General features: G+C 70.2%; 7 protein-coding genes. 1 reads left to right on the top strand and 6 read right to left on the bottom strand.

What is annotated here, in order from left to right:
* Nucleotides 1-225: 225 nt before the first annotated feature.
* The 6 genes from ACZ63D_RS41785 to polA form a co-directional block, all read right to left on the bottom strand.
* On the bottom strand, nucleotides 226-1,527 hold the full coding sequence (locus ACZ63D_RS41785; protein ID WP_465359867.1) for an ABC transporter substrate-binding protein: 1,302 nt from the start codon (nucleotides 1,525-1,527) through the stop codon (nucleotides 226-228).
* Nucleotides 1,524-2,609, bottom strand: a complete 1,086-nt coding sequence (locus ACZ63D_RS41780) for a hypothetical protein (RefSeq protein WP_465359866.1) — start codon at nucleotides 2,607-2,609, stop codon at nucleotides 1,524-1,526. Before ACZ63D_RS41780 ends, ACZ63D_RS41785 begins: the two co-directional genes overlap by 4 nt.
* The gene (locus ACZ63D_RS41775; RefSeq protein ID WP_465359865.1) at nucleotides 2,606-4,000 is read right to left on the bottom strand and encodes a VWA domain-containing protein; all 1,395 of its coding nucleotides are present in this window, start codon (nucleotides 3,998-4,000) and stop codon (nucleotides 2,606-2,608) included. Before ACZ63D_RS41775 ends, ACZ63D_RS41780 begins: the two co-directional genes overlap by 4 nt.
* Before the next feature lie 18 nt (nucleotides 4,001-4,018).
* A complete protein-coding gene (locus tag ACZ63D_RS41770) occupies nucleotides 4,019-6,298 on the bottom strand; it encodes a tetratricopeptide repeat protein (protein ID WP_465359864.1) in 2,280 nt (759 codons plus the stop codon).
* Nucleotides 6,295-7,923, bottom strand: a complete 1,629-nt coding sequence (locus ACZ63D_RS41765; RefSeq protein ID WP_465359863.1) for a S1 family peptidase — start codon at nucleotides 7,921-7,923, stop codon at nucleotides 6,295-6,297. Before ACZ63D_RS41765 ends, ACZ63D_RS41770 begins: the two co-directional genes overlap by 4 nt.
* 633 nt (nucleotides 7,924-8,556) lie before the next feature.
* Complete coding sequence (gene polA, locus ACZ63D_RS41760) at nucleotides 8,557-11,295, bottom strand: DNA polymerase I (protein ID WP_465359862.1); 2,739 nt, start codon at nucleotides 11,293-11,295, stop codon at nucleotides 8,557-8,559.
* Nucleotides 11,296-11,402: 107 nt separating this feature from the next.
* Here polA and ACZ63D_RS41755 point away from each other — a divergent pair, with 107 nt between their 5' ends.
* Complete coding sequence (locus tag ACZ63D_RS41755) at nucleotides 11,403-11,798, top strand: PaaI family thioesterase (RefSeq protein ID WP_465359895.1); 396 nt, start codon at nucleotides 11,403-11,405, stop codon at nucleotides 11,796-11,798.
* Nucleotides 11,799-12,049 lie beyond the last annotated feature (251 nt).

Below are 12,049 nucleotides of genomic sequence, written 5' to 3'. Positions count from 1 at the left end.
GCACCCCCCGTCCGGGTTGGGGTCTTGGTTCTGGGGGGCGACGTGGGGGGGGGGGGGTTTTCCCCCCCCCCCCCCCGAACCGCAGGGAAGGCTTCGTATCGGGGTGCAGGGCGGGGAGTGGCTGCCTGGACCGGTTGGGCGGGGCGGTGGCGGTTTTAGGGATGGGGGCTAGCGCCCCAATGTGGCGTTGGGGCGTCGGTAGTGCCGTGAGTGTCTGTGAGGCGGTTACTGTCCACAAGGGACGTTCAGCCATTCGTCTTTCGGGATGCTTGTGCGGGTGTCGTCCAGGCGGGTCAGCAGGGTGTTCAGCTGGGTGGGGTCGGCGGTGTATTCCAGGATCGCCCGGTAGAAGGCGCCTGTCATGGTTTTGGGCATCAGGTCGGAGGCGTCGAAGCAGACGGGTTTTCCGGAGGTGAGGGTGTCGGCGACTTTTCGTCTGACTTCGTCGCCGTAGACGTCTTTGGTCACCGCCGATCCGGCGGAGAAGGCTGTGGCGTTGGGGTTGCCTGCCCAGATTTGCTGGGCTTCCGGGGAGACCAGGAAGTCCAGGAACTTTCGGGCTTGCGGGGTGTCGGCGAACATCGTGGCCAGGTCGGCCGAGACCTCTGACGCGCCGGAGCCGGGGAAGGGGAAGAAGTCGTAGTCGGTGCCGGGCTTGGGGTTCGGGCCGGTCGCGTTGTGCAGGTGCATGGTTTGGTAGCTGGCCATCGCGAAGGAGCCTTGGTGTTCCATGCGGCAGCCGGGCGGGTCGGCGAAGAGGGGGCGGGCGGCGTCGCGGAAGTCGGTGAGCAGGGCGGCTGGGGCGCCGCCGTGGAGGCCGCCGGGGCGGAGGGTCAGGGTGCCCCAGTTTTCGAAGGCTTGGCGGACTGGGGGTGACGTCCACGGGAGGGTTCCCGCCGTCCATTGGCGGTAGGTTTCGGGGTTCGCGGAGTGCAGCAGGATGTCTTCGATCCAGTCGGTGCCGGGCCAGCCTGAGGTGGGAGGGGCGGCCAGGCCCAGGCACCATGGGGTGTCCAGGCTGGCGGAGAGGGTCGCCAGTTGCTGCCAGGTGGCGGGTTTCGGGCCGGGGAGGGTCTCGGGGCGGTACCAGATGGCGCTTTTCAGGTCGGCTTTTACCGCAACAGAATAGAGCTTGCCGGTGCCCAGGCGTTGCAGGTTGACCCATTGCCTGCCGTAGAAGGATTCCGCTTTTTGTTCCAGGAAGTCGAGGGGTTTGATTTCCTGGCGGCGGGCGTAGTCGGCCAGGAGGCCGGGGCTGGACAGGACGGCGATGTCCGGGGCCGCGCCTTGCTGGACGTCGGCGGCCAGGACCTGCTCTACCGCGCGGGTGCCCTGGTAGCGGACTTCGATGCCGGTCTTTTCCTCGAAGCGTTGTTTGACCTGGTTGAAAGCGGCTTCTTCGGCGTCGGTCCAGACTCCGATGACCTGGAGGGTGTTGCTGCCCGCGGCGGACCCGCATGCCGAGGAAGCCGCTACCAGTGCGGTGGCGGCCAGCAGGAGCAGTTTCTTCCACAGTGGACAGTTCATGGGCGGTACCGGTATTCGTCGATGCGCCGGTACAGCCCGGCGACTACCAGGGCGCCGACCAGGATCAAGGCGGCGGGGACCAGCACGGACAGGCCGCTGGAGTCGGTGGCCGCGGTTCCGGCGGACTTCACGGCGCGGGCGGCTGACGTGATGGCGTTCTGGGCGGGGGCTGCGGTCGAGACGGTTTGGGTTCGCTGGCGGAAATCGTCCACAGTGGACCCACAGCCGGGTGGGCCGCAGCGTTGTTGCAGGAGGGTGGCCAGGCGGGCGTGGCCACCCGCGTCGGCGGCTTCGATGCTTTTCTCCCGGACGGCGACTGCTGCGTCCACGCTGGTGCGCACTGTGTCGAGCTGTCCGGCTAGGGCGTAGGCCATCAGCAGGCCTGCGACGACGCCTAGGCCGAGGACGGTCGCGCCGAGCAGGGGCAGGTTCAGGCGGCGGCGGAATCGCTGACGGAGGAACACTTGGGTGGTGATCAGCAGGGCGAGCAGGACAAGGGGCGGCAGGAGCCAGAGGATGAGCAGACCGGCGTTCATTCCGGCGCCGGAGATCTGGCGGTCCAGGGCGGTGCGTTCGTCCTTCTGGAGTTTTCCCAGCAGTTCCAGCACATTGTCGGGGCCGTGCAGCAGTCGCGAGGCGTACCAGAGGTCGGCCAGCCCGACGAGTTCCCCGCCTGGTTGCCGGAAGTGCGCGTCGGCTTGGCCCATCGCGCCGGAGTAGGACGCGACCAGGCCCTCGACAGTCTGCAGGGTTCCGGTGCCGGGGTCGCCTGCCTGGTTGAACTCCGCGACCCGGGCGAGGCTTTGGCTTGCCGACGCCATCCGGTTTTCGTACTCCTGCCCGGGACCGGCCAATTTCGCCTCCCCGGACGCGAAACTGGCGACGGCCGCGGCGTCGGCGGACACGAGGGCATCGCGCGCCGCCGCGACCTCGAGAATCGCTCGGCTGGTCGCGGACGAGATCTGGTCGGCGGTCCGGACCACGCCGCTGACCGCCAGGTACGACGTGACCAGCGCGAGCACGGTTCCGGCCAGCAGCACTGCCCGGATCCGCACGAGTGCCTGCCGGGTCCGCAGCGTCACGCGGCGCCTCCGTCCAGCCGGATCCCGCACTCCTCGCAGAATCGCGCGCCGGGCGGGGTGGGGGTTTCGCACTGCGAGCAGATCTCCGGGTGGGCGTCCGGAGCCGGTGCGGGGCGGGCGTCGCCGGGTTCGTCGCCGACGTTCGAGACCGTGGAGACCAGCAGGTTGAGCAGTTCGCTGCGGGTCACTTCGGGGCGCAGGCGCACCTCGTCGCCGTCTGTTTCGACCACTCGGGCGAGCCGTCGCAGGACCTCTTTGTTTCCGGTTCGCGACGCGATTTCGACGGCCTGGCCCCATTCCCGCGCGGCCCGCGCGTGATCGCCCGCGGCGTAGGCCTCGTCGGCGTTCACCAGCGCCTCGCTCAGCTCCGCGTGCATGGTGTAGCGGCGCACCTTCGGGTCGATCAGCGTCGGGGCGACCGGGTCTCGGGTCCAATGCGCCACGACTGGGACCACCGAATCTTCCGTGCCGTCGATCTCGACCCACGCGAGCATCCGGTCGGAGCCGTACTCCGGCGGAGTGTCCGCGGCGACCTCCACTGCGAGCTGGAATTCCCGGGTCTCCCCTGCGCTCCACGAGCCGAGCGAGAGGACGACTTTTCCATCGCCGTCGGGAACGCAGCGCGAGGTCAGGTCGTATTCGCTGGGCCAGACCTGCTTGACGAACCGCAGCGTGACCTGTTCGGTGAGGCCGATTCGCAGCCGCGCCGACGGGATCACCTTGGCGAGCGCCGTCGCCATGAGCGCGCGGAAGTCCTCGACCAGATCTTCGTCGCGCACCACGGAATCGACGGAACCGCGCAGCACCCGGCCGATCTCGACCAGTTCGGCGCGCTGCCAGCCGTCGCCGATTCCCCTTGCGTCGCAGACGAATTGGCCTTCGCCGGCGTCGAGTTCTCGGCGCAGGGCCTCCGCGGATTGCGACTGGTTGTTCCCGTCGGTCAGCAGGATCGCGTGCCGTACCGCGTCCGGCCTTGCCGCGAACAGGTGCCGTGCGCATTCCAGCCACGTGCCCATTGCCGTGCCGCCGACCGCGACGAACCGTTCCACCGCGGTGACCGCTGCGGCCCGGGTCTCGTCCGACGCGACCGCGAGGCCGGGTTCGGGCGGATACGCCAGTTCGGCGTGTTCAGTGCCGCGGACAACCGCGAAGCCGACGCCGTCCGGCAAAGCCCAGATCGCCGCGGCCGCGGCCCGGCGCGCGGCGGCGATCTTCGTCGGCGGGTAGCGCATCGACGTCGAGCAGTCGACCAGAAGCACCTCCGCACCGGGCGGCCGGGAGGCTGGCCGTCCGTCGTCGCGCGCGGAAACGGTGACCACGGCCTGCATCTCGGTGTCGCCTTCGCCGAGGTAGCGGTTCTGATGGACCTCGACGTCCCAACCCCTGCTCATCCCTCGCCCCTTCGCCGCCTACACCCAGGTCGTCGGCCTCGTCTCGTTCGCCCGGTCGACCAAAGCGTCGTGGTACTCCGCCGAACCGGCCCGGCGCGCGATCCGCCGGTACGACTGCTCCACCAGCAGCCGCAGCCCGTGTTCGTCAAGACGCTCGCCGAGCACCGGGCCGGGCGGCAGCCCGCGCATCCCGGCCAGGAAGCACCGCAGCGCGCTCTCGCGGACCTCGGCGGTGAGCCGGTCCGCGGTGTCTCGGTCCACTTCCAGCGCGGACAGCCGCTCGATCGCCTCGGTCAGGTCCTCGATGCCGGGCAGTGCGTCGCAGACCGGCAGGATTCCCGCGCGCACGCGGATTCCGGCGATCCGGGCCGCCTCGTCGTGCCGCGAATACTCCGGGACCTGGTCCAGCAGCTCGACCGCCGCCGTGCGTTCGTCCAGCTGCAGATGCCCGCGAGCCAGCCCGAACACGGCGTTGACCTGCAGGTGGTCGCGCACCCACAGTGCGTCGTAGTAGCGCGCCGCCTTCTTCGGGCCGTCGCAGTGCTCCGCGCACAGGCCAAGTGCGAGCTTCGGGGTTTCCTCGCCCGGGATGTCGCGGTGCACGCGCTCGAACCAGGTCTGCGCGACCTCCACGGCACCGGTGGCGAGCGCGACCAGCCCGCGATGCCAGGCGATCCGCCAGTCGTGTTTGGCCCGCGCGCCGAGCAGTTTCTCGGCGGCGTCCACGCGCTGGGCGGCTTGTTCCGTCCCGGTCGAGTCCACTTCGGACAGTTCGAGCCAGGCCCGGCAGCGGCGGAGTTCCACCTCGACGGTCGAGTCCGCGCGTTCGAGTTTTTTCAGCAGCCGCGCGGGATCCGGAGCGCGGACGGTGCGCAGGAACGTGACCGCCGGGTCGTGCGGATCCTCGTGCGGCACCGGCAGCCCGAGCGCGATCTCCAGCGGCTCGGGCAGCGCGCCGAGCGGGCCCGCGGTGCGCCGGGCGCGCCGCACCCACTCCCCGACCGGCCGCGGCTGGCCGAGCCCGGCGTCGAGCAGTACGGCCGCCTCGGTGAAGAGAGTGGAGATCGACGGCCGCGATTGGCGATCGCGCAGCGAGAGGATCTCGTGCAGTACGCCGTCGAGCTGCACCAGCATTTCGCCGGCGGTGGCGAACCGGCGCTCGTACGGGCCGGTCGCGCGGTCGAGCACCTGGGTGAAGGATTCGACGCCGAGCGCGATCCGTTTGTCGGCCGGATGCGGCCAGCCGTCGCTGCAGCGGAACAGGTCGCGCAGCGTCGCGCCGACGGTGTGGATGTCCGAGCGCACGGTGAGCCCGTGCTCGTCCAGTTCGGTCGCGCCGATCTGGAAGCGCGGGTTGCCGACGATCGGGCTGGTCTGGTCGCCGATTTTGCGGATCGCGCCGAAATCGATCAGCTTGACCCTCTTCTCGCCGTGGATCACGTTCTGCGGGCTCAGATCGCAGTACAGCAGCCCCTGCTCGTGCAGGTAGCCGAGCGCGGTGAGGATCTCCCGGCCGTAAGCCACGACGTGCTCGACGAGCAGCCTGCCCTCGGGCCCGTCGAGCATCGCGCGGCCGCGCCGCATCACCTCCGCGAGCGGGAGGCCGTCGACGAACTCCATCACGATGTAGCGCGCGTCCGGCCCGCCGTGCGGATCCGGATGCGTGGCCACGTCGTGGATCCGGACGATGTTGGGATGGTCGAGCGAGGTCAGCACCTGGCTCTCGGTCTCGGCGATCCGCACCGCGGCCTCGTCGCCGGTGTTGAGCAGGCCTTTCAGCGCGACGTACTGCTTCAGCCGCAGATCGGTGCCGAGGTAGACGTAGCCGAGCCCGCCGCGGGCGATGCAGCCGTGCACCTGGTAGCGGCCGTCGACCACGTCGTCCGGGAACAGCTTGGGAGAGAAGGAAAACGGCGTGCCGCATTGCGAGCAAAAGCCCTCGGTGCGCGCGGGACGGCCGCCGACCGAGCGGCCGACCGGCGCGCCGCAGCCGCGTTTGCCGCAGAACCGTTCGTCCTCGGCGACGTGCGGATCGGCGAGGACCCGCCCGGCGATGTCCGGCAGGACGACCACGGGAAGCGGGATGTAGTCGTCGCCGGTGCCGTGGCCGGCGGTCTGCTGCTCACGCGTGACGACGGTGTCGGCGATCCGGCTCGCGCCCGGAGCGGGGATGACGAGCGTCGCGTCGGCTTTCGGCGCGGGTTTCTTCGGCTCCGACCCCGGTGCCCAGCCGCATTTCGCGCAGAATCCGGCACGGCTGATCGTTCCGGAGCAGTTCGGCCGAGCGCAGGCGGTCATCGATCCCCCTCGCGCACCGCGGCGCCGAACGCCTCGACCGCCGCCGCGGCCTCTTCGGGATCGCACGCGCCCTCGTACAGCAGCTGCCAGGCGTTGGCATACAACGAATCCAGCAGCGGATCCTCCACCCGGCCCGCGGCGCGGGCACGCTCTCCATAGCCGTCGAGGCGAAACCGCAACTCGGTGCGGCGGTCGTGCGCGGCGTCGAGCCGATCCCGGGCGGCCTTCGCCGCGGCCAGATCCGCCGCCACCACGCTGGCGACTTCCTCGACATGCCGCTCCGCCCACGCGACGTCCCCGAGGTCAGCCGCTTCCTGCAACCGGCTCGCCGCACTCCGGCGGCGACGCACCCGCGGGGGCGGAATGTCGCTCACCGCGAACCGCGGAGCCAGCTCGGCGATGTGTTCCTCCAGCGCGGCGAGTTCGTCGATCTGCTTGTCCAGCGCGGAAATCCGGCGCGCCAGCCCGTCCGGGCGCACTCCGTTGCGGCGCGAACGCAGCACCGTCAGTCCCGGCGACGACTCCCGGCGGAAGCCGAGCGCGAGCCGCATCCCGAGCTTCGCGGCGCGGTCCGCGAGCGGCGCGATCACCTCGCCGATCAGCCGCTCCGGCTCGGCGGCGTCGTCGATCGCGTTCACCACGACAGTGCGGCCGACGCCCGAATGCGTCACGCCGTCGTCCAGCGTGAGGTCAAGCCGCTCGGCGAGCCGCTGCCGCACCTGAGCCGACGTTTTGCCCGCCGCGTCCACCGCGAGATCGACGCTTCCCGCGGGCGGCAAGGTTTCCTTGGCCAGAGTGTCGCGCAGCTCGTTCGCCGCGGCCGAACGCTCCCGGTCGGCCAGCACCACCGCGAGATCGAGCGCGGCGGCCTTCGCCGACCCGGCCTCGCCGGTCACGACGATCCACACGCCGTGCCCCTCGCCGAACCAGCCCACGACCTCGCGCGCGAACTGCGGGTCGTAGGCGACGCGGTCGAGTTCGCGGCCGAAAGTCTGGTCGACGGCCGGACTCCCCTGCCCCCACCGGTCCGCGCCGAGATAGCCGAGAATCGTCTCGACCGGGATCATCCACGCGACCCGCTCCCCCTCGGCCCGGTAGCGGGACACCACCATGCCGACCACGCGGCCGGTCTCCTCGTCGAGCACAGCGGTGCCGCTGAACCCGCCCGTGATCGGCTGGTCGTCGTTCTTCCGGGCCAGCTGCACCCATTCGCACCCGGGCCCGCCCTCGCCGGCGAGCTCGCCGAACGTCCACAACCCCTCGTCCGCTCCGGCTGGAAACCCATAGGCACGCACAGCTTGGCCGTCCGACAACGGCATCCGGTACAACGGCGCGCCCGACGCTCCCGGCACCCGCCGGTCCAACCGCAACACCGCGATGTCGCCGCGCTCGTCCCTCCCCGGCGGCACCCACGCCCCCGGCACCACGCGGCCCGTACTGACCGGCGTGCCGGTCAGCCCGACGAAATCGACCAGGACGTCCGCGTCCGGCCCGCCCGCCCGCTCCACGACATGCGCGCAGGTGAGCACATGGTCCTCGTCGAGCATGGTGCCTGCCCCGCAGATCCCGCCCGTGCGGTCGCGCAGGCGAACCCGCCAGCGTCGACGCTCGGCCTGGTACCCCACGGGGGGACCCTACGCCGGGCCCGCGACAGCCCGGGCGACGTTCGCGGAAAGTGGCCCACGCTGGAGCAGCAAGCTCACCCGTTCAGCGGCGTAGGGGCACTTCTCGTGGGTGACGGCGGGTTCGCGGGGGCGGTCCGTGTTGGCGGTGGGACAGGGATAGGGCCGTTGGGGGCGGGGGTGGTGCCGACGGTGGTGGGGTGGGTTCGTCGGTTTCGGACTTGCGGCGGGCGCGAACGGGTCGGGCGGGGCAGACGGCAGGGTGGTGTGGGGTGGTGATTCATGCTCACCCAGCCGATTTCGGTGCTGATTCCGTTGCCGAGCCGCTGTTCGCCTTCGGACTCGCCGTGGGCCTTTCGAGCCGGGCCGCCAATTCGCGCTGGCTGGCCGGAAAATGCCGCCGATCGCCTCGCTCGCGCTGCCGAAGCGTGCACACCCGGCCGCGTTGCCTCCGCCGCCAACTGCCGCGCGGGTGAACACGGTGCCAGTTCCCGTCCGCGGAACCCACCCTGCCTCGAGGTCGGCAGCCGAACTCCTGCACTGCTCAATGCACAGCCGACTCCGTTCCCCGCCGCGAAACCCCGCGACCCTTCCGTGCCCGGGGCCGGTGACCGGCCCCGGGCTCAGCTCCTCAGCTCAGTGCGCGGCCTCGTTCCACGACCGCCCGTATCCGACCGAAACCTCCAGCGGCACCGCCAGTTCCGCGGCCGAGCCCATGCCCTCGCGGACCAGCTTTTCGACGTCCGAGCGTTCGCCGTCGGCGATTTCCAGCACCAGTTCGTCGTGGACCTGCAGCAGCACGCGGCTGCGCGCGCCCGCTTCGGCCAGCGCGCGGTGCACGTTCAGCATCGCCACCTTGATGATGTCCGCCGCGCTGCCCTGGATCGGGGCGTTCAGCGCCATCCGCTCGGCCATTTCGCGGCGCTGGCGGTTGTCGCTGTTCAGGTCCGGCAGATAGCGGCGGCGGCCGAAGATCGTCTCGGTGTAACCGCACTTCGCGGCCTCGCCGACGACCGCCTGCAGGTAGTCGCGCACTCCGCCGAACCGGGAGAAGTACGCCTCCATCTGCTCTTTCGCGTCTTCCGTCGAGATCTTCAACTGCTGCGACAGGCCGTACGCCGACAAGCCGTACGCCAGCCCGTACGACATCGCCTTGACGCGGTAGCGCTGTTCCGGCGTGATTTCCGCGGCGGGCACGGAAAACGCGCGCGACGCGACGAACGTGTGCAGGTCCTCGCCGCTGTTGAAGGCTTCGATCAGGCCTTCGTCCTTCGACAGGTGCGCCATGATCCGCATTTCGATCTGGCTGTAGTCCGCGGTCATCAGCTCGGCGTAGCCGTCGCCGACCACGAACGCGTCGCGGATGCGCCTGCCTTCCTCGGTGCGCACCGGGATGTTCTGCAGGTTCGGCTCGATCGACGACAGCCGTCCGGTGGCCGCGATCGTCTGCTGCAGCGTGGTGTGGATGCGCCCGTCGTCGGCGATCGATTTGATCAGGCCTTCGACTGTGGTGCGCAGCCGCGTCGCGTCGCGGTGTTCCAGCATGTGCTGCAGGAACGGGTGCTCGGTCTTCTCGAACAGCGACTGCAGCGCGTCCGCGTCGGTGGTGTAGCCGGTCTTGGTGCGCTTGGTCTTCGGCATGCCCAGCTCGTCGAACAGCACCACCTGCAGCTGCTTCGGCGAACCGAGGTTGATCTGCTTGCCGATCACCTCGTACGCGGACTCCGCTGCCTGCGTGACCCGGCTGAGGTAATGCGCCTCCAGGTCGGTGAGCTGGTCGACGTCGACCGCGATGCCCGCCGCTTCCAGTTCGGTGATCACTTCCAGCAGCGGCAGTTCCAGCTCCGCCAGCAGCTTCGCGCCGCCGAGTTCCTCCAGTTCGGTGGCCAGCGCGCCGGCCAGCTCGAAGATCGCGCGCGCTTTCACCAGCTCGGCGGAGATTTCCTTCTGCTCCAGCTCGTCCGCGCCGCCGTCGAGCAGCGACAGCTGACCGTCGCCGTCGCCTGCTTCCGAGCGCAGCTCGCGGTGCAGATAGCGCAGGGCCAGGTCGTCCAGCCCGAACGTGCGCTGCCCCGGCCGCGCGAGGTAGGCGGCGAGCGCGGTGTCCATGCTCAGGCCGCCGAACTTCCAGCCGCGGGCGCGCACCGCGTGCAGCGGCACTTTCAGATCGTGGCCGATCTTGCGGATCTTCGGATCCGCCAGCCACGCCGACAGCGCCCGGTCGTCCGCCTCGTCCATCGCGGTGACGTCGACGTACGCGCCTTCGCCGTCGGCCGTGGCGAAGGCGACCGCCTTGAGGTCGGAGCGGACCGACGAGCCCGTCGTCCGGAACGACAGCGCGACCGGTTCGGCCGCACCGGCGTGCGCTTCGAGCCACGCGCCGAGCGCGCCCGGCGCCAGCGCGGAGCCGGACACCTCGAAGCCCTCCTCGGCCTCCGGTTCGGCGCTGCTCAGGGTGTCGAAAAGCCGGTCGCGCAGGACGCGGAACTCCAGCTCGTCGAAGAGCCGGTGCACTGCCTCGCGGTTCCACGGACGCAGCTCCAGCTGGTCCGGCACGGACTCCAGCGGCACGTCCCGGACCAGCTCGGTGAGCTGCCGGTTGAGCTGAACCGACGACAGGTGCTCGCGCAGCGCGTCGCCGACCTTGCCCTTGACCTCGTCGACCCGGTCGATCAGGTCGGCCAGCGAGCCGAACTGCCGAATCCACTTGGCCGCGGTTTTCTCCCCCACGCCGGGGATGCCGGGCAGGTTGTCCGACGGGTCGCCGCGCAGGGCCGCGAAGTCCGGGTATTGGGCCGGAGTGAGGCCGTACTTCTCCTCCACCGCGTCCGGCGTGAACCGCACGAGATCGGAGACTCCCCGTTTCGGGTACAACACGGTCACCCGATCGTTGACCAGCTGCAACGCGTCGCGGTCGCCGGTACAGATGAGGACGTCGTAGTCCTCGCCCGCCTGCGTGGTGAGCGTGGCGATGACGTCGTCGGCCTCGTAGTTCTCCTTCGTCAGCGACGGGATGCCGAGCACGTCCAGCACCTCTTTAACCAGGTCGACCTGGCCGCGGAACTCGTCCGGCGTGGTGCTGCGGTTGGCTTTGTAGTCGGCATAGGTCTCCGACCGGAAGGTCTTGCGCGAGAGGTCGAAGGCGACCGCGAGGTGCGTCGGTTTCTCGTCGCGCAGCAGGTTGATGAGCATCGAGGTGAAGCCGAAGACCGCGTTGGTGACCTGCCCGGTCTTCGTGCGGAAATTCTCCGCGGGCAGGGCGAAGAAGGCGCGGTAGGCCATCGAATGGCCGTCGATCAGCAGCAGCCGGGGGCGGTCGTGCGCGGCGGCGGCACCTGTGGCGTTGGCAACGGTTCGGTTCTCGGTCGGGCTCACGGGGGCGAGTCTAGGGTGAGGGTCTGACACTCTTGCGTGTCGCATAGGTTGAGGAGCAGAGAGTGACCGAGCAGACGGCGGAATTGACGCCGGACCAGTTCGCGGGCATGGACCCCGCGGCCGCGGGCCAGCAGCTGAACGACAAGATCGGGCTGAAGCTCGTCGAGATGACCCCGGAGCGGGTCGTCGGCACGATCCCCGTCGAAGGCAACCTCCAGCCCTACGGACTCCTGCACGGCGGAGCGAACGCCACCGTCGCCGAAGCGCTGGGCTCAGTGCTCGCCGCGCTCAACGCAGGCCCCGACCGCGCCGCGATGGGCCTGGAACTGTCCTGCACCCACCACCGCGCAGTCCGCTCCGGCACCGTCACCGGCGTCGCGACCCCCCTGCACGTCGGCCGCGGCACCATCACGTCGGAAATCGTGCTCACCGACGACGAGGGCCGCCGCACCTGCACCGCCAGGCTGACCTGCGTAGTCCGGGACCGCCCACCAGGCGCCTGATCTTCGGCACGCGTTCGTGAGGGGACCCCTGAGAGAATCTGATTCCCTCAGGGTTCCCCTCACGAACGTCCGAAGGACGTGAGCCCCACCCACTCAACCGCAGCCCGCGCACCCAACCCCCACCAAGGCAGCCACACTCCCCCGCACCCCGATACGAAGCCAAAAACGCGGGCGGGGGGGGGGGGGGGGGGGGGGGTGGGTGGGTCTTGGTGGCGCAGCCGCAGCATGCCCCCACCCACGCGCCCCCCATT

Source organism: Amycolatopsis sp. NPDC104775, from assembly GCF_055583325.1.
The sequence above is the reverse complement of the archived record's forward strand: the minus strand, read 5'-3'. Positions and strand labels throughout refer to the sequence as shown.